Source organism: Pseudomonas sp. PME37.24/025, from assembly GCF_055556615.1.
Genome location: NZ_JBVHNK010000010.1, coordinates 150,980 through 167,768, shown reverse-complemented (window position 1 = coordinate 167,768; position 16,789 = coordinate 150,980). Strand labels below are relative to the sequence as shown.

General features: G+C 60.7%; 16 protein-coding genes. 9 read left to right on the top strand and 7 right to left on the bottom strand.

What is annotated here, in order from left to right; genetic code table 11:
• The first annotated feature begins 35 nt into the window (after nucleotides 1–35).
• The 3 genes from ACZ3HH_RS19225 (at nucleotide 36) to ACZ3HH_RS19215 (ending at nucleotide 4,089) form a co-directional block, all read left to right on the top strand.
• Nucleotides 36–1,685 (top strand): acyl-CoA dehydrogenase family protein, encoded by a 1,650-nt coding sequence (locus tag ACZ3HH_RS19225; protein WP_465806774.1) that lies wholly within the window; start codon nucleotides 36–38, stop codon nucleotides 1,683–1,685.
• Nucleotides 1,686–1,876: 191 nt separating this feature from the next.
• Nucleotides 1,877–3,376 (top strand): AMP nucleosidase, encoded by a 1,500-nt coding sequence (gene amn, locus ACZ3HH_RS19220; protein ID WP_162130612.1) that lies wholly within the window; start codon nucleotides 1,877–1,879, stop codon nucleotides 3,374–3,376.
• A gap of 71 nt (nucleotides 3,377–3,447) precedes the next feature.
• The gene (locus tag ACZ3HH_RS19215) at nucleotides 3,448–4,089 is read left to right on the top strand and encodes a pseudouridine synthase (RefSeq protein WP_465806773.1); all 642 of its coding nucleotides are present in this window, start codon (nucleotides 3,448–3,450) and stop codon (nucleotides 4,087–4,089) included.
• Here the strand turns inward: ACZ3HH_RS19215 and ACZ3HH_RS19210 are convergent.
• Both ACZ3HH_RS19210 and ACZ3HH_RS19205 read right to left on the bottom strand, forming a co-directional pair.
• Complete coding sequence (locus ACZ3HH_RS19210) at nucleotides 4,084–4,293, bottom strand: DUF2788 domain-containing protein (protein ID WP_007894445.1); 210 nt, start codon at nucleotides 4,291–4,293, stop codon at nucleotides 4,084–4,086. The genes ACZ3HH_RS19215 and ACZ3HH_RS19210 overlap by 6 nt on opposite strands.
• 211 nt (nucleotides 4,294–4,504) lie before the next feature.
• Nucleotides 4,505–4,984, bottom strand: coding sequence for an Lrp/AsnC family transcriptional regulator (locus ACZ3HH_RS19205; protein ID WP_007894448.1), 480 nt, complete (start codon nucleotides 4,982–4,984; stop codon nucleotides 4,505–4,507).
• A 436-nt stretch (nucleotides 4,985–5,420) separates the two neighbouring features.
• On the opposite strand from ACZ3HH_RS19205, the gene ACZ3HH_RS19200 reads away from it, so the two are divergent.
• Nucleotides 5,421–6,509, top strand: coding sequence for a DUF6515 family protein (locus ACZ3HH_RS19200; RefSeq protein ID WP_465806772.1), 1,089 nt, complete (start codon nucleotides 5,421–5,423; stop codon nucleotides 6,507–6,509).
• On the opposite strand, the gene ACZ3HH_RS19195 is transcribed toward ACZ3HH_RS19200, so the two are convergent.
• Complete coding sequence (locus tag ACZ3HH_RS19195; RefSeq protein ID WP_465806771.1) at nucleotides 6,503–7,399, bottom strand: cation diffusion facilitator family transporter; 897 nt, start codon at nucleotides 7,397–7,399, stop codon at nucleotides 6,503–6,505. The two genes, ACZ3HH_RS19200 and ACZ3HH_RS19195, sit on opposite strands and share 7 nt — an antisense overlap.
• Before the next feature lie 41 nt (nucleotides 7,400–7,440).
• Nucleotides 7,441–7,860 (bottom strand): polyribonucleotide nucleotidyltransferase, encoded by a 420-nt coding sequence (locus ACZ3HH_RS19190; RefSeq protein ID WP_465806769.1) that lies wholly within the window; start codon nucleotides 7,858–7,860, stop codon nucleotides 7,441–7,443.
• A 361-nt stretch (nucleotides 7,861–8,221) separates the two neighbouring features.
• Between ACZ3HH_RS19190 and hrpB the strand changes: the two genes are divergently transcribed.
• Entirely contained in the window at nucleotides 8,222–10,738 is a 2,517-nt protein-coding gene (hrpB, locus tag ACZ3HH_RS19185; RefSeq protein WP_465806767.1) for an ATP-dependent helicase HrpB, read from the top strand.
• Between the two features lie 162 nt (nucleotides 10,739–10,900).
• On the opposite strand, the gene ACZ3HH_RS19180 is transcribed toward hrpB, so the two are convergent.
• The gene (locus tag ACZ3HH_RS19180; RefSeq protein ID WP_465806765.1) at nucleotides 10,901–11,983 is read right to left on the bottom strand and encodes an endonuclease/exonuclease/phosphatase family protein; all 1,083 of its coding nucleotides are present in this window, start codon (nucleotides 11,981–11,983) and stop codon (nucleotides 10,901–10,903) included.
• Nucleotides 11,984–12,057: 74 nt separating this feature from the next.
• Nucleotides 12,058–12,732 carry a YciC family protein gene (locus tag ACZ3HH_RS19175; protein ID WP_465806763.1) on the bottom strand — a complete coding sequence of 225 codons (675 nt, stop codon included), beginning with the start codon at nucleotides 12,730–12,732 and terminating at the stop codon, nucleotides 12,058–12,060.
• A 177-nt stretch (nucleotides 12,733–12,909) separates the two neighbouring features.
• Here ACZ3HH_RS19175 and ACZ3HH_RS19170 point away from each other — a divergent pair, with 177 nt between their 5' ends.
• The 3 genes from ACZ3HH_RS19170 to ACZ3HH_RS19160 all read left to right on the top strand — a co-directional run bounded on the left by ACZ3HH_RS19170 (nucleotide 12,910) and on the right by ACZ3HH_RS19160 (nucleotide 15,019).
• Entirely contained in the window at nucleotides 12,910–13,689 is a 780-nt protein-coding gene (locus tag ACZ3HH_RS19170) for a DUF2076 domain-containing protein (RefSeq protein WP_465806761.1), read from the top strand.
• Between the two features lie 216 nt (nucleotides 13,690–13,905).
• Entirely contained in the window at nucleotides 13,906–14,385 is a 480-nt protein-coding gene (locus tag ACZ3HH_RS19165; protein WP_030129509.1) for a LabA-like NYN domain-containing protein, read from the top strand.
• Between the two features lie 22 nt (nucleotides 14,386–14,407).
• Nucleotides 14,408–15,019, top strand: a complete 612-nt coding sequence (locus tag ACZ3HH_RS19160; RefSeq protein ID WP_038981417.1) for a 3'-5' exonuclease — start codon at nucleotides 14,408–14,410, stop codon at nucleotides 15,017–15,019.
• 214 nt (nucleotides 15,020–15,233) lie between these two features.
• Here ACZ3HH_RS19160 and ACZ3HH_RS19155 read toward each other — a convergent pair whose 3' ends face one another.
• A complete protein-coding gene (locus tag ACZ3HH_RS19155; RefSeq protein ID WP_367373055.1) occupies nucleotides 15,234–15,689 on the bottom strand; it encodes an Lrp/AsnC family transcriptional regulator in 456 nt (151 codons plus the stop codon).
• Between the two features lie 163 nt (nucleotides 15,690–15,852).
• Between ACZ3HH_RS19155 and yedA the strand changes: the two genes are divergently transcribed.
• Nucleotides 15,853–16,779 carry a drug/metabolite exporter YedA gene (gene yedA / locus ACZ3HH_RS19150; RefSeq protein ID WP_448094039.1) on the top strand — a complete coding sequence of 309 codons (927 nt, stop codon included), beginning with the start codon at nucleotides 15,853–15,855 and terminating at the stop codon, nucleotides 16,777–16,779.
• Nucleotides 16,780–16,789: the final 10 nt, after the last annotated feature.

Below are 16,789 nucleotides of genomic sequence, written 5' to 3'. Positions count from 1 at the left end.
CTGAAAATCCCTTGGCTGACCAAAGGAGCCCTGTCATGAACCTGCATCAGTTCGCCGAAACCCACGAAGTCACCAACCAGCCACCGTCGCTGGACGGTACCAATCTCTATCGCATCGACCTGCCTTTGCAGGAGTGGTCGCGGCGTTTCGATGCCGGTTGGGCCGAGTCGCGGATCGACGCTTACGGCGCATTGGCCGGCGGGCCGCTGATGGCGGCGGGGTTTGTGGCCAATCAGAACAAACCGGTGTTCGTCAGCCATGACCGCTACGGCCATCGCATCGACCTGGTGGAGTTTCACCCGGCCTACCACGAGTTGATGCGCACGGCGGTGGAGCATGGCCTGACAGGCTTGCCCTGGACCGACCCGCAACCCGGCGGCCACGTTGCCCGCGCGTCCATGACCTATTTGCACAGTCAGGCTGAAGCCGGCAGCGGTTGCCCGCTGACCATGACCTTCGCCAGCGTCCCGGCGATGCGCCTGCAACCGGATCTGGCCGAGCAATGGCTGCCGAAAATCCTCGCCACCGAATACGACCCGCGCAACGTCGGCATGGCCCACAAGGCCGGGGTCACCATCGGCATGGCCATGACCGAGAAACAGGGCGGCACCGATGTACGGGCCAACACCACCAAGGCTTATCCGGTCGGCGCCAGTGGGCCCGGTCAGGCGTATGAACTGGTGGGCCACAAGTGGTTCTGCTCGGCGCCGATGTGCGATGCCTTCCTGACCCTGGCCCAGACCGACAAAGGCTTGACCTGTTTCCTGCTGCCGCGTCATCGCCCGGACGACACGCGCAATCAGTTCTACATCCAGAGGCTGAAGAACAAACTCGGCAACTGGTCCAATGCCTCCAGCGAGGTGGAATTGCGTGGCGCCCTGGCCTGGATGGTCGGCGAAGAGGGCCGGGGCGTTCCGACCATCATCGAAATGGTCGCCATGACCCGTTTCGATTGCATGGTCGGCTCCAGTGCGCTGATGCGTCAGGCGTTGACCCAGGCCAGCCATCACTGCGCCCACCGCAAGGTCGGTGGCAAATTGCTCAGCGAGCAACCCTTGATGCAAAACGTGCTGGCCGACCTGGCCCTGGAAAGCGAAGCGGCGTTGGCCTTGAGTTTGCGCATGGGTCGGGCGCTGGATCATCTGGATGACGAGCACGAAGCGAAATTCGCCCGACTGGTGACGGCGGTGGGCAAGTACTGGATCTGCAAACGCGCGCCCGCGATGATCAATGAGGCTGCCGAATGCATGGGCGGCGCCGGTTATGTCGAAGAAAGCATCCTGCCGCGGCTGTACCGTGAGGCACCCGTCAACTCGACCTGGGAAGGTTCCGGCAACGTGCAATGCCTTGACGTGTTGCGCGCATTGTCGAAAGAGCCGGGTGTACTTGATGTGCTGTTCGGCGAGTTGGGCGACGGTCATGGCGACAAACGTCTGGCCGCGCACATCAGCCAATTGCAGGCCGCGTTCAAGGATCCCGACGACATTCAATACCGCGCCCGCCAGCTCACCGAAGACATTGCCTTGGGGCTTCAGGCCAAGTTGTTGCTGGAGGCGGGGAATGCGGCGGTCAGTGATGCTTTCATCGCCAGTCGTCTCGGTTCGGCCGGTCGGGTGTATGGAACATTGCCTCGCGGGCTGGATGTGGAAGCGATTGTGGCCCGGTCGACCCCGCAAGGTTTCTGACCACAATTTGATCAACAGCACTGAAACCTGTGGGAGCGGGCTTGCCCGCGATAGCGGTTACACATTCAACAGAGATGTTGGCTGATAGACCGCTATCGCGGGCGAGCCCGCTCCCACAGGGTTTATCTGTGTCTCAGAATTGATGTGCAGCCAACACGCCACTGTTCCCGTGAAGCGACGATGCAGGCAAGATGAAGGTCTGCAAGTCAGAACACAGGAAGCTGATCGTGACCGAAGCGTTTATTGTCGTTCAAACCGCCGAGCAAGCCGTGGATCGGCTTGCTGCCTTGCACGAGCGTGCAACCACAGCGCTGAATCAAGCGCTCAAGCGTTATCTCAAGGATCGCGTCGAGCCGGACGCTGAACAGCGTGCTCTGTTTCGTTATCCCGAGTTGCGTCTGACCTACCTTTGCCAGGGCGAAGTCCCACAGACCACTCGCGCCTATGCCAAGGTTCAACTGCCGGGAACCTACAGCGTCACCGTCACTCATCCGGCAGCCTTCCGCAAATACCTGCTGGAACAACTCGTCCCGTTAATGCACGACTTCACCGTGACCGTTGAAGTCGGCGTCAGTCAGCAGAACATTCCTTATCCGTACGTGGTCGAGCAGGGCGATGAACTGGCCGGCTCCGGCGTCACGGCGGCGGTGCTGGCGCGAGTGTTCCCGAGTACGGATTTGTCGGCCGCCACCGATGGCATTGCCGATGGCTTGTACGATTGGGAAAACACCGACCCGCTGCCACTGGCCCTGTTCGACGCCGCGCGGGTGGACTTCTCCCTGCGCCGGCTGGTGCATTACACCGGCAGCGACTGGCGCCATGTGCAGCCGTGGATTCTGCTGACCAACTACCACCGCTACGTCGACCAGTTCATCGTTCATGGCCTGGAGCAACTGCGCAACGATCCGCGTTTTGTGCGCATGGTGTTGCCGGGCAACGTGATCATCGAAAAGGGCATGGACCACGGCGAAGCGTCGGCGATTGCCGCGGGCGTGGTCTGGCATCGTTACCAGATGCCGGCCTATCACCTGATCGCCAGCGACGGCCATGGCGTGACTCTTGTGAACATTGGCGTCGGCCCGTCCAACGCCAAGAACATCACCGACCACCTGGCCGTGCTGCGTCCGCATTGCTGGCTGATGATTGGTCACTGTGGCGGCTTGCGTCAGTCGCAGACCATTGGCGATTACGTGCTGGCCCACGCTTACATGCGCCGCGACGGGATTCTCGACCGCGTCGTGCCGCCGAACATTCCTATTCCAGCCCTGGCTGAAGTGCAGATGGCGTTGCAGCAAGCGGCGGCCAACATCACCGGTGAGAAGGGCGACGAGCTGAAGAAGCGCCTGCGTACCGGCACCGTGTTGACCTACGACGACCGTAACTGGGAACTGCGCTGGGCGCAGGAGCGTCCGCTGATCAACCTGTCCCGCGCCGTGGCGGTGGACATGGAGAGCGGCACCATCGCCGCGCAGGGTTACCGCTTGCGGGTGCCATATGGCACGTTGCTCTGCGTATCGGATAAACCGTTGCACAGCGAAATCAAACTGCCGGGTTCGGCCAACGCCTTCTATGAACGCGCGGTCAGCCAGCACTTGAAGATCGGCATCGAAGCGGTGGATCTGTTGCGCACCGAGCTTAACTCGCTGCACTCGCGCAAACTGCGCAGCTTCGACGAGCCGCCGTTCCGCTGATTGTTCTCATGGTCATTTAGCGGTCAGGGCACTAGCATGGTGAGCCCTGACCGTTAGATGTTCTTCTCGCCATGTCTCGTCCTCCACGTCCCGTTTCCCGCCGCCCTGGCGTGAAGCCTGCGCCATCCTCTTCAGCCCCGCGTCGTGTCGCCAAAGCGCCACCGGCCGAGCCGAAGCTGATTCTGTTCAACAAACCTTTCGATGTACTGACGCAATTCAGCGACGGCGAAGGGCGGGCGACGCTCAAGGACTTCATCGAGATTCCGGGGATTTACCCGGCAGGGCGGCTGGACCGCGACAGCGAAGGCTTGCTGTTGCTGACCAACGACGGCCAGCTTCAGGCGCGAATTGCCGACCCGAAACACAAACTGGCCAAGACTTACTGGGTGCAAGTGGAAGGTGAGCCAACCGCTGAGCAGTTGCAGCGCTTGCGCGATGGCGTCGAGTTGAACGACGGCATGACGTTGCCGGCCGAAGCGCGACAGCTGGATGAGCCTGAGCTGTGGCCACGTAACCCGCCAGTGCGCTTTCGTAAAAGCGTACCGACCAGTTGGCTGGAACTGGTGATTCGCGAAGGCCGCAACCGTCAGGTACGGCGCATGACCGCGGCGGTCGGCTTGCCGACGTTGCGTCTGGTGCGGGTCAGAATCGGCGACTGGTCGATCGAAGGGCTCGATCAGGGCCAGTGGAAGGAAGTGCCGGCGCGCTTATAGAGTGCCGGATTCGATCAGGCCGATGACGACGCTTTTGATCACGAACGCGGCCACGCCCAGCCCCAGTACGAAGAACAGAATGAACGAGCCGAAGCGCCCGGCCTTGGATTTTTTCGCCAGATCCCAGACGATGAAACCCATGAAAATGATCAGGATGCTGACCAGTCCAGTCATCATCCACTCTTCGAGTACTGCAGGATCCATTGAACATCTCCAGCGTGGGTGGGGCTAAAAGGCGCTGGAGTATACGCCATGGGGGATTGGCGGGGCATTGACCTGCGGCAGTGTGCCGCAGCTATTCGTCGCCTGTGGTGGCCCCTTCGCGGGCAAGCCCGCTCCCACAGGTTTTGTGTCGGTCACAATATTGCGGTCAATACAAAACCTTGTGGGAGCGGGCTTGCCCGCGATGGCGTCATCAGCTACGAAGATGAGTCAACGGCAGTTCAGTGCTGTTGAGCACCTGATTCAACACAAAACTCGACCGCACACTCGTCACCCCTTCAATCCGGGTCAGATGCCCCAGCAGCAGTTTCTGATAGTGGTCCATGTCCGGCACTACCACTTTGAGCTGATAGTCTGCATCCATCCCCGTCACCAGGCTGCATTCCAGTACCTGCGGCAAGGTGCGAATGGCGGCTTCGAAGTTCTCGAAACGCTCGGGAGTGTGGCGGTCCATGCCGATCAGCACGTAGGCGGTCAGGCTCAGGCCGAGCATCTTGCGGTCCAGCAGGGCGACCTGACGGGTGATGTAACCGTCGTCTTCCAGTTGCTTGACCCGCCGCGAGCAAGGCGAAGGCGACAGGCCGATGCGTTCAGCCAACTCCTGATTGGAGATGCGCGCGTCGCGCTGTAATTCCGCCAAAATGCTCAAGTCGTATCGGTCGAGTTTGCTCATCAATCAGGCCTTTGTCATAACTATTGCGGCGGATTATCTATCCTGAGTTAAAAATTGCGCAAGTGATGTTTATTTGAGCAATCTTCGCAATCCTCTGTCGTCGCTCCGGGCCTATTCTTATCACCAGAATCACTGCTCGGACAAACAGTCCAATGCGGCTCGCCCAATCAGGCCAGCTGCGGTCGCCACCCCCACCGGGGATGTGTCGGCCCCCGAGCTACACACTGTCCAGAAGACGGCGTGAGGTGAGCCGACGTCATAAGCGTCGAGCACGGACGAAGTTCTCAAAGGGAGGCCGACGGGTCTCCCTTTTTTATTGCCCGGAATTTGGCAGCGACCTTCAATAAATAAGTTGCGTGACTGATAACCTGTCACAGAACCCGGCTTGCACTTTCCCAGTCTTACGTACAGGCCCTAACCCGCAGTGAGGAAAAGCATGAAGTCGCGCATCTGGCGTTTGACCGGTGTTGGTTTGCTGTGTGTGAGTGTCACTGCGCAATCGCTGGCCGATGAGCCGCAATATCGTGGTCCCGATAGCGGGGAGCGCGGGGCGGATCATCAGGGCAAAGGTCAGGGTCATGACGGTAACAATCAGCCTCGCCAGCAGAACAACGAAATCATTCGTGGCGACAACAGCCGCAAGTTCGAGCTCCACGACCAGAATCAGGGCGGCGAGCGTCAGAACCGTCCCTCGCACGATCCCAATACTCAGGGTGGCCAGTGGCAGAACCGTGCGCCGCACGAATCCAACAATCAGGGTGGCCAGTGGCAGAACCGTGTACAGCACGACGCCAATGTTCAGGAGCGAGCGCCGCAACAACCCAGTAACAATCTGCCGATCCAGGGCCGGCCCGACACCGTGCGCCAGACCCAGGAACCCCGGCGTGGCTACTATCAGGACGAACCACGGCGCAACAATGACAACCGCAATTGGCAGACTGGCGGTCAGGGCTCACGTCATGATGACCGTCGCTGGCCCGGTCGCCCGGATGGGCACGGCAATGGCTGGGGTTCGGGCCCGCAATATCGCCCAGGGCATGTGATCGATCGCTTCCCGGACCGCAACTTCCGCGTGCCGTATCGTGGGCAGGATTTTTTTTATTCCGGCGGTTACTGGTATCGCCCGCAAGGCCCGCGTTATGTGGTGGTTCAGCCGCCTCGCGGGATTCGTGTCAGCTACTTGCCCGATTACGCGCGTGAAGTATGGATCGGCGGCGCGCTGTTGTTCCTGGCGGCCGGCGCGTATTACGCCTATCAGGAGAGCACTCGGGATTACGTCGTGGTCGAACCACCGGTGCAGCCGCAACCGGTGGGCAGTGGTTATGACGTGGTGGCGTATCCGGCCAACGGCCAGTCGCCAGAGGAGGTCAGTCGGGACGGTTACGAGTGCTATCGCTGGGCCGTGGAGCAGAGCGGTTTCGATCCCCGCGCCGTCACCTATCAACCGGATCCGTCGGTGGTGCAAGCCTACCGACAGGCCCAAGGCAACTGCCTGAGCAGTCGCGGTTATCAGGTGAGTTACTGAGCCCTGGCGGCGTTCACCACTTCCTGCGGGTCGGCGTGCACCAGCACTTCGGCTCGCGGATAGGCGGTGTGAATTGCATCGGCGGCTTGATCGCTGATGCCGTGGGCGACTGACAGCGTCAGCTCCCCCGGCAGTTCCAGATGCAACTGCACGAACCACTGGTTACCGGAAATCCGCGTGCGCAGGTCGTGTGCGCCCAAAACCCCCGGTACGCTGCAAGCCAGTTCAAGCATGTGCTGGCTGACATCCGGCGGCAGTTCTTCATCCATCAGCACCGCAAAACTTTCCCGGGCGATATGAATGGCGCTCCAGAGGATGTAGGCGGCGATCCCCAAACCGAACCAAGGGTCGACTTGATGCCAGCCAAACCCGGCCAGCACCAGCGCCACCAGAATGCTGCCGTTGAGCAGCAGGTCTGAGCGGTAATGCAAGGAGTCGGCACTCACGGCGTTGGAACCGGTTGCCTTGATTACCCGATGCTGCAACATCAGCAGGGCCACGGTCAGGGCGAGGGAGAACACAATCACCCCGATGCTGAGCCACGCTGCGCCTATCGGCTCCGGATGTTTCAACCGTTCGATCGCCTGCAAGGCAATCAGCACCGCACTGCCGCCAATGAACAGCGCCTGAGCCATGCCCGCCAATGATTCGGCCTTGCCATGCCCGTAACGATGATCGTCGTCGGCCGGGCGCAAGGCGTAATGCACGGCCAAAAGATTGAGCAGCGAGCTGACGCCATCGAGTGCCGAGTCGGTCAGCCCGGCGAGCATGCTCACCGAACCGCTCAGCCACCAGGCGATGGCTTTGGCGACCATCAACGTGCACGCCACCGCCACCGAGGCGCGCGTCGCCAGCCGCAGCAGGCGGGCGTGTTCGGTACTGGTGGTCATAGGTGCGGCTTTTCCTTTAAGTGTCCCTTCGAACGCATGAATTATGCGGCCGGTTGCAGGCCGAACATGGCCAGTTGCTGGGCGCTGCCCTTGTGCTGGATCAAGCGCGGATCGTCCAGCGGGAAGCTGCGGCCCAACTCAGTTTCGAGAATAGTCTGCAACTTGTGGTTATCGACCTTGCCGTCAGCGCCGATGGCTTCCTTGAGTTTTTCCGGAGCCACCTGAGCAGTCCGGCCTGGCTCGAAGTATATGGCGCCCGTGGCGAAGTCCACCGCAAAGGCGATCAGGCCGGGGATGATATAGAACAGCAGACCCACGGCATCCAGTGCGGCGATGGCCGGGTCGATCTTGCCATCGATCTGACCGCGACGATCCGGGTAGAAAATCGAGCCGCAGGCCGTTACCTGGGTCAGCAAGGTCGCGACCAATACACCGCCGATCAAGCGAAAGGGAGCACGCATGTGAAATCTCCTGGGTCATCTGGAAACGAAGGGACGTCTGTATGAATTAGGACCGCGACAAACGCCGAGCAGTTCGCCGTTATACTCGCCGCGGCAGGACGTGCCCACAGTAAATTGCGGCCGCGTCTCACCCCCACCGGGATAGTTGAGTATTGAAGTTGTTTTTTCCAGATCGACCACGCGTAACGGCTAATAAATTTTATAGGGGGTCGGCCCTCCGGGCTGAAGCTGTGGGCGCGCCATGCTGCGTTGTGGGACTTGGTAAGGAAACGACCCTTACCGGCGTCCCGCGCCTTGCCTGGCACGCCCACAGCTTCAACGCGACTCGCAATTTACTGTGGGCACGCCCTGGGGAGCCAGCATGATTTCTTTGCCGATTGATGAAGTTTTACCCGCCCTGCGTGAGGCCCTCGCTACACGCCACGAAGCCGTGCTCGAAGCACCGCCCGGCGCCGGTAAAACTACCCGCGTGCCCTTGGCCTTGCTCGATGAGCCGTGGTTGGCCGGGCAGACCATTCTGATGCTCGAACCGCGCCGCTTGGCAGCGCGGGCGGCAGCGGAGCGCTTGGCCAGTGAACTGGGTGAGAAGGTCGGCGAAACCGTTGGCTACCGCATTCGTCTCGACAGCAAAGTCGGCCCCGACACCCGCATCGAAGTGGTCACCGAAGGCATCCTCACCCGGCGCTTGCAGGATGACCCTGCGCTGGAGGGCGTGGGCTTGCTGATTTTCGATGAGTTCCACGAACGCAGCCTCGACGCCGATCTGGCGTTGGCCCTGAGCCTCAATGGCCGGGAGCTGTTTCGTGACGATCAACCGCTGAAAATTCTGTTGATGTCGGCAACCCTGGAAGGCGAACGTCTGGCCGGGTTGCTGGACGATGCGCCGATTCTGCGCAGCGAAGGTCGCATGTACCCGGTGGCAATGCGTTGGAGCCGACCGTTTCAGTCCGGTGAATTTATCGAGCCGAGGGTGGTGCAGACTATTCTCGACGCGCTGAACGATGAGACCGGTAGCCTGTTGGTGTTTCTGCCGGGGCAGGCGGAGATTCGTCGGGTGCATCAGCAATTGGTCGATGCGCTGGGCGAGGGCACGTCTGTGTTGCTTTGCCCATTGCACGGCGAACTGGATCTGGCGGCACAGCGTGCGGCGATTGATCCGGCGCCCGCCGGCAAACGCAAAGTGGTGCTGGCGACCAACATCGCCGAGACCAGCCTGACCATCAACGGTGTGCGCGTGGTGATCGATGCGGGGTTGGCGCGTGTGCCGCGTTTCGATCCCGGCAGTGGCATGACCCGCCTCGACACCCAACGCATTTCCAAAGCGAGTGCCACGCAGCGCGCGGGCCGGGCGGGGCGCCTGGAGCCCGGCGTGTGTTATCGCCTGTGGTCGCAGGATCAGCATGAGCAACTGGCGGCTTACGCCAGTGCGGAAATTCTCTCGGCGGATCTGGCCGGGCTGGCCTTGCAACTGGGGCGTTGGGGCGTGACGCCGGGGCAGTTGGTTTGGCTGGATGTCCCTCCGGCAGCGGCTTATGCACAGGCTCAGGATTTGCTTGAACGTTTGGGCGCGCTGGAGGGCGAAGCGCTGACCCGTCATGGTCAGGCGATGGCTGAACTGCCGGCTCACCCTCGCATCGCGCATTTGCTGTTACGCGGTCAGGCGCTCGGCTTGGCGGACATGGCCTGTGATGTCGCGGCCTTGCTCGGCGAGCGAGATATTTTGCGTGGCGCCGGGGCGGATCTGCATAGCCGATTGGTGCTGTTGTCCGGCGAAGAGCGGGCCGCACGCGGTGCGCAGGGCGGTGTTCAGCGTGCCCGGCAACTGGCGCGGCAGTATCGCGGTTATCTGCGGGGCAAAGCGTCGGAGCCGGTCAGCGATCCGGATCATCCGCGCTGGCTTGGTGCGTTGCTGGCGTTGGCTTATCCCGATCGCGTCGCCCAACAGCGGCGGGCCGGTGGCGCTGAATATCGATTGGCGAATGGTCGTGCGGCGCTGTTTGCCGAAGCGGACAGCTTGATGAAGCAAACGTGGCTGGTGATCGCCGATCTGGGCAGTCGTCAGGGGCAGCGTGAAGAGCGGATTTATCTGGCGACGGATTTCGATCCCGCGTTGTTCGATTCAGTGCTGGCCGAGCAAGTGCGTTGCGTCGATCAACTGGATTGGGATGAGCGCGAAGGCGTGCTGCGGGCCGAGCGTCAGCGCAAGGTCGGCGAATTGATTCTTAGCCGTGAGCCGCTGACCGGGCTCGATGAAAACGCTCGCAGTCAGGCGCTGGTGAACCTGGTGCGGCGCAAAGGTCTGGAGCTGTTGCCCTGGACGCCAGAGCTGCGTCAGTGGCAGGCGCGGGTGGCGTTGTTGCATCAGTTGGATCTCGCTGGTAAAGGCGTGAACGAATGGCCGGATGTCAGCGACGCTGCATTGCTCAAAAGCCTCGAACACTGGTTGATGCCGTATCTGGGCAAAGTCTCGCGACTCAGTCATTTCGCCAATCTGGACTTGTCGAGCATCGTCCATAACTTGTTGCCGTGGCCACTGCCGCAACGGCTGGATGAGCTGGCGCCACATCATTTGAGCGTGCCGTCGGGCTCATCGATTCGTCTGGATTACAGCGAACAGCCGCCGATTCTGGCGGTGCGTTTGCAGGAGTTGTTCGGCCTGGCCGAGACACCGCGCATTGCTGGGGGCCGGCAAGTGGTGAAACTGCATCTGTTGTCACCGGCGCGGCGACCGGTGCAGGTGACGCAGGATCTTGCGAACTTCTGGCGCAGCACCTACGCCGAGGTGAAGAAAGATTTGAAGGGGCGTTATCCGAAACACTACTGGCCGGACGATCCGCTGGTGGCCGAGGCAACCGCGCGGATCAAGCCGCGTAAATAGTACCAATGTGGTGAGTTCACTTTCTGTGGCGAGGGAGCTTGCTCCCGTTGGGCTGCGAAGCGGCCCAAAATCCTGTCACCTCTTTTCTTCAGATGTACCTGGTCAGCTGGTTTACGACTGCTGCGCAGCCGAGCGGGAGCAAGCTCCCTCGCCACAGTTGACCTATAGCGCGGCCGGCAACAGAAACCGCGCAATCACCGGCAAGTGATCGGAAATCCGTAGCGTATCGTCCTGCCGCACCCGCGCTTCGACCCGTTTGAGGTGCGGGCTGTAAAACAGGTAGTCGACGGTCCGGTCCGGGCCGTTCAAGCCTGGGTCATTCGGGTAATGGGTCAGCCATTGCGCGCGGTCGATACCGCTGGCTTCGTTGTTGGTGGGGATCATCGGGTATTTGTCCCACAGCACATGCAGCGCGCTGTCGGCGGAGTAGGGCGTGCGTTGCTCGGCGGGCAGGCGTCGATATTGGCCCAACGGCAACAGGTTGAAGTCTCCACCGATCAACCACGGCATGCCGCGGCTTTCATACTTGTCGAGGACCTTGGCCACGGCTGTCACCTGGCTTTGCAAGGTTTCGTCGAGCGGGGTGGTGGCACGGTCCAGATGGGTGTTGAACACGGCTATTTGGCCGCCGTTGCTCAATGGCAGGTGAGTGACCAGCAAGGCGTTTTTCGGCTTGAACTGACGGCTGATGACGTTGGCCGGTGCGACCGGTAATTGCAGGCGTTCGGCGTGTTCGATCTGGTAGCGGCTCAGGGTTGCCAATTGCCGGCCAACGCTGCCGTAGATGTGCGGTTCAGGCACGAAGTCGGCTTTCCAGTCAAAGGCCTGCGCGCTGCACGGATACAGGTCGGTGACTCGATCCTGAAGCAATTTGAACTGGTTCTGGTAGTCACTGGCCTTGGCGCCGTCATCGAGTTCCTGCAACAGCACGATGTCCGGTTGCTCGTCGCGAATCACCCGCGCCACTTCGTCGAGGCTGAAGGCCATGTCTTCAGGTGTAGGGCTCTCGTCGTTTCCTGCGGCCAGGTCGTTCCAGAACACGTAGCGCTTGCCTGCCAGGTACTGGACGTTCCAGGTCATCACCTTCAGCGCCTGGCCGGGCACCAGCGTCGGCGCCTGGGCGTTGCAACTGACTGGCAGCACTTCCTTGGCCTGGGGGCGCCAGGTCAGGCTGTAGATCAGCAATGCAATCAGGCCAATGGCAATCAGCACGCACAGCAGGGTGTAGCGCAGTAGACGGGTCATGGCTCGGCTTATAGCGTTACAAAATTGACCCCGAGCATAACCGAGAGCAGCGCCCAAGCCCAAGGGTAGAGCGCTCAGAGCCGCTCATCAGATTTCTCGGGCGCATCGGCGATCAGCATGAACAAGCGAAACAGCACCACGCTGGTGAACAGTTGCAGAAAGCTGTGGGCGCTGTCGATCAGTAGCGAGATCACCGGGTTCTGCGGATCGGGGTAAACCGCCAGCGTCGCCCCCTTGAGCACCCACAGCGGGCCCATCACGCACAGAATGCACACCAGAATGCGCAGGAAATTCCCGCGGGTCAGGCGCAGGCTTTCCTTCATCGCCGCCAGCGGTGCCAGGCCGCGCAGCACCAGCAGGTACTCGCCGAACGCCAGCGTCACCATCAACCAGATCCCCGGCAGGAAATACAGCGACAGGCCGATCAGGATCAGCAGTGTATTGAGGGCGGTCAGCACGGCGAAACGCGGCCACAAGGTTGCGGAGGTCGCCAGCAAGTCGCGGGTGCGCGGTGATTCGCCACGGCTGCGGGCATCGAGAAACAGGATCAGCGCGGCGGTGTACAGCGGATACACCAGCAAGCCGACAATCACACTGATGCCGGGGAAGCTGTCCGGCTCCGTGGAGTGATCGACCACTTGTTGCAGCAATGCCTCGAAAATCACCAGCGGCAGGCACAGCTGCACGATCTGGCGCAGATTGCGCTTGAAGAAATACAGAGAGTCACGCAGTACATCGAACGGATTCATCAGTCGGTATCGCAGGTTGAAAGCAGTGCCTCACTTTAACCGATGAAACCCGTTGGGGCGCAAACGTAAACGTTCGGTAAAGGTCATTGAAACATCCTGTATCAGCCCCATTACTGGTGAGCACCTTATCCACCGTGGATGAGGGCGACGATATTCCCGGCAATCTATGAGGTCGCCATGAACAGCGAAGAACAAACCCTGATCGATGGACTGTTTTCCCGGCTGCAACAGGCCGAAACGGATTCAGCCCCCCGCGACGCCCAGGCCGAAGCGCGGATCAAGGAACACCTGACTCGCCAGCCAGCGGCGGGCTATTTCATGACCCAGGCGATTCTGGTGCAAGAGGCAGCCATCAAGAGCCTCGACGAACAGAACAAGCAACTCACTCAGCAAGTCCAGCAATTGCAGGCCGAATTGCAATCGGCCAAGGCTCAGACGGCGGCTCCGGCGCCGAGCGGCGGTGGCTTTTTGTCGAGCATCTTCGGTGGTGGCTCCCGTGATCCGCAGCCTGCGCCGACTCAAAGCGCAGCCCCGTCGAATGGCGGCTGGCGTGAACCGGGGCGGCCGTCGTTCAACTCGCAGCCGCCACAGCAAAACTTCGGTGCGCCGGCTGCTCAGCAGAACTTCGGAGCGCCGCCTCAGCAGAACTACGCCCCGCAACAACCGGTCGGCAGTGGTTTCCTCGGCGGCGCGTTGAAAACTGCAGCGGGTGTGGCCGGTGGCGTGATGTTGGCGCAGGGCATCAGCAGCCTGTTCCAGCACCATCAGCAGCCGGAAGTGGTTGAAGTCATCAAGGAAGAACCGGCTCAGGTCAACGATCAGAGCGACAGCGGCAATGGCTGGGGCGAGGATCAGCGTGTGGCTGACAATTCCAGCGATCAAGGCGGATTCGCCGACGCCGACTATAGCGATGAAAGCTCATCGTTCTTCGGTGGCGACGACGATTCCTTCGTCTGACACATCTGTGGCGAGGGAGCTTGCTCCCGCTGGACTGCGTAGCAGGCCCCTTGGGTTTTAAAGCAAGGGGACCGCTGCGCTCCCCAGCGGGAGCAAGCTCCCTCGCCATATGGCCGATTATTCGCGGAACAATCCTTCGGGCTGGCATACTGGGCAACTTTTCGGGCCTGGTGCCTGATCCTGCCCCGCGCTTCGGCACGCTAATGAGGATGTACGGTGAAAAAAATCGCAGTGTTCGCCGATGTCCAGAACCTCTATTACACCGTGCGTCAGGCTTATGGTTGCCACTTCAACTACGCCGCGCTGTGGGCTGACGTCAGTAAAGAAGGGCAGATCGTCGAGGCCTATGCCTATGCGATCGATCGTGGCGACAGCAAGCAGCAGCAGTTTCAGCAGATCCTGCGCAATCTCGGTTTCATCGTGAAGCTCAAGCCCTACATCCAGCGCAGCGACGGTTCGGCCAAAGGTGACTGGGACGTGGGCATCACTCTCGACATCATGGACGCCGCCGACCATGTCGACGAAGTGGTGCTGGCCTCCGGCGATGGTGATTTCGACATGCTGCTGGAACGCATCATCAGCAAGCACGGCGTGCAAGCGGTGGCCTATGGCGTACCCGGTCTCACCGCCAATTCGCTGATCCGCGCCGCCAGCCGTTATGTGCCGATCGAAGGCGCGTTGCTGCTCAAGAATTGATTTTTACGGAGTTGAAACAGGTTTGGAACGCATAGCAGTCATCGACTTTGAAACCACCGGACTCTCCCCGAGCAGCAGCTGCCGGGCCACGGAAATTGCCGTGGTGATTCTTGAACAGGGGCGCATTGTCGAGCGTTATCAAAGCCTGATGAACGCCGGCGTGCGGGTGCCGGCCTTTATCGAGCAACTCACCGGCATCAGCAACGCCATGCTGCGCACCGCGCCCTCGGCCGAGCAGGTGATGAACGAGGTCAATGAATTCGTCGGCATCACACCGCTGCTGGCGCACAACGCTGCGTTCGACCAGAAGTTCTGGGACTACGAGCTCGGGCGAATCAAACGCACACGCTTGCAGAACTTTGCCTGCTCGCTGTTACTCGCCCGCCGCCTGATGCCCGCCGCGCCGGACCACAAACTCGGCACCCTCACCACGTTCGCCAGCCTGCCCAATACCGGCAAGGCTCACCGGGCCATGGCCGATGCGGAAATGGCCGCCAACCTGACGGCGCACTTGGCTGAAGAATTGCGGCGCAAGCATGGGTTGCGGGAGTTGTCCCATGATCTGCTCGTCAGTTTGCAGAAAGTGCCGGCGGCGAAGATCAATGAGCATTTGAAGCGGCATCGTGGGTTCTGACAGAAACACCGCCGATCTCCTGTGGGAGCGAGCCTGCTCGCGAAAGCGGTGTGTCAGTCGACATTAATGTTGAATGATAAATCGTGGGTTTTAAGACCAACCACAAATCCTGTGGGAGCGGGCTTGCCCGCGATGAGGCCATCACATTCAACATCTTTGTTGACTGACAGTCCGCTATCGCGGGCAAGCCCGCTCCCACAGGGGCCGTGCAACATCACGATTTGCCATTCCCTTCCAACTGCCCCAACGGCACCCGCTTCTCGATAGCGCTGGACAACACGATCGAGGTCTTGCTGAATCCGAACGTGGCGATCCGGTTGATCAACTCTTCCAGCTCCGGCATCGAGCCCACCGCCGCTTGCATGATCACGCACGGGTCGCCGGTGACGCGATGGCATTCGGTGAGCTGTGGGATTTTGATCAGTTCGTCGTAGGCTTTCTGGTTGCCATGCTGGTTCAAGCGCAGTTCGATGACGCACTGGATTGGCAGGCCGAGCTTGGCCATGTCGACTTTCGCCTGGTAGCCGGTGATCACCCCGCAGGCCTCAAGTTTGGCCACGCGCTCGGCCACCGCCGGAGCGGACAGGTTCACCTTGCGCGCCAGTTCGGCGTAAGACGCACGACCGTTTTCCAACAGGGCGCTGAGGAGCATGCGGTCGTATTTGTCCATCGTGGCATTCCTGAAAAAAGACTGACTTTCGAAAACACGGTTTATAGCGCTGAACTCCGTGTTTTGAAAAGTGTACCGGCGCTATAAACAGGTTTTGTAACTTATTTTCCGCCGCTGGCCTTTCTAGAATAGCTGCTCTCTTTGTCTTGTTCACGAGCTGCCCATGCCTGGCATACGCCGTTTTTCCTTACCGCTGATCGCTGCTTTTTTCGCGCTGTACGTGATTTGGGGATCGACCTACCTGGTGATTCGAATCGGCGTGCAGTACTGGCCGCCGTTATTGCTCGCCGGTATTCGTTTCGTAATCGCCGGGACGTTGATGTACGCGTTCCTGCGCTGGCGCGGGGCACCGGCACCGACGTGGGCGCAATGGAAAGCGGCGGGGATCATCGGGATTTTGCTGCTGACGTGCGGTAACGGTGCAGTGAGCGTGGCTGAACACACCGGTGTCGCCTCCGGCGTTGCCGCGTTGGCAGTCGCGACGGTGCCACTGTTTACTTTGCTCTGCGGATATTTCTGGGGTGCGCGTAATACCCGTCTCGAATGGGCCGGGATTGTGCTCGGGCTGATCGGTATCGCCATGCTCAACCTCGGTTCCAATCTGCAGTCGAGCCCGTTGGGTGCGGCATTGCTGGTGTTCGCGGCAGCGTCCTGGGCTTTCGGTTCGGTGTGGAGCAAACACTTGCCGTTACCGCAGGGCGCGATGGCCAGTGCCGTGGAAATGCTGGTGGGCGGCGTGGTGTTGTTGATCGGCAGCGCGGTGAGCGGCGAGCATCTGGAAAGCATGCCTCCGATCGAAGGCTGGGCGGCGCTGGCGTACCTGACCGTCTTCGGCTCGATCATCGCCTTCAACGCCTACATGTACCTGTTGAAACATGTGCGTCCGGCGGCGGCCACCAGTTATGCCTACGTCAACCCGGCGGTGGCGGTGTTGCTGGGTATCGTATTTGTTGGCGAGACCATTGGTATTGAAGAAGCGCTGGCCATGACAGTGATCATCAGTGCCGTGGTGTTGATCGGGTTACCGCAGTGGCGCCGAGGTGCGGATCGGCCTGCGGTAGTTGTGCCAACAGAATCCCGAGCGAATTAGGGTAAACTGC

What these genes read in the sequence shown, in the direction of transcription:
- ACZ3HH_RS19225 (WP_465806774.1), top strand. Translation starts at nt 36, where the DNA reads ATGAACCTGCATCAGTTCGCCGAAACCCACGAAGTCACCAACCAGCCA.
- amn (WP_162130612.1), top strand. Translation starts at nt 1,877, where the DNA reads ATGAAGGTCTGCAAGTCAGAACACAGGAAGCTGATCGTGACCGAAGCG.
- ACZ3HH_RS19215 (WP_465806773.1), top strand. Translation starts at nt 3,448, where the DNA reads ATGTCTCGTCCTCCACGTCCCGTTTCCCGCCGCCCTGGCGTGAAGCCT.
- ACZ3HH_RS19210 (WP_007894445.1), bottom strand. Translation starts at nt 4,293, where the DNA reads ATGGATCCTGCAGTACTCGAAGAGTGGATGATGACTGGACTGGTCAGC.
- ACZ3HH_RS19205 (WP_007894448.1), bottom strand. Translation starts at nt 4,984, where the DNA reads ATGAGCAAACTCGACCGATACGACTTGAGCATTTTGGCGGAATTACAG.
- ACZ3HH_RS19200 (WP_465806772.1), top strand. Translation starts at nt 5,421, where the DNA reads ATGAAGTCGCGCATCTGGCGTTTGACCGGTGTTGGTTTGCTGTGTGTG.
- ACZ3HH_RS19195 (WP_465806771.1), bottom strand. Translation starts at nt 7,399, where the DNA reads ATGACCACCAGTACCGAACACGCCCGCCTGCTGCGGCTGGCGACGCGC.
- ACZ3HH_RS19190 (WP_465806769.1), bottom strand. Translation starts at nt 7,860, where the DNA reads ATGCGTGCTCCCTTTCGCTTGATCGGCGGTGTATTGGTCGCGACCTTG.
- hrpB (WP_465806767.1), top strand. Translation starts at nt 8,222, where the DNA reads ATGATTTCTTTGCCGATTGATGAAGTTTTACCCGCCCTGCGTGAGGCC.
- ACZ3HH_RS19180 (WP_465806765.1), bottom strand. Translation starts at nt 11,983, where the DNA reads ATGACCCGTCTACTGCGCTACACCCTGCTGTGCGTGCTGATTGCCATT.
- ACZ3HH_RS19175 (WP_465806763.1), bottom strand. Translation starts at nt 12,732, where the DNA reads ATGAATCCGTTCGATGTACTGCGTGACTCTCTGTATTTCTTCAAGCGC.
- ACZ3HH_RS19170 (WP_465806761.1), top strand. Translation starts at nt 12,910, where the DNA reads ATGAACAGCGAAGAACAAACCCTGATCGATGGACTGTTTTCCCGGCTG.
- ACZ3HH_RS19155 (WP_367373055.1), bottom strand. Translation starts at nt 15,689, where the DNA reads ATGGACAAATACGACCGCATGCTCCTCAGCGCCCTGTTGGAAAACGGT.
- yedA (WP_448094039.1), top strand. Translation starts at nt 15,853, where the DNA reads ATGCCTGGCATACGCCGTTTTTCCTTACCGCTGATCGCTGCTTTTTTC.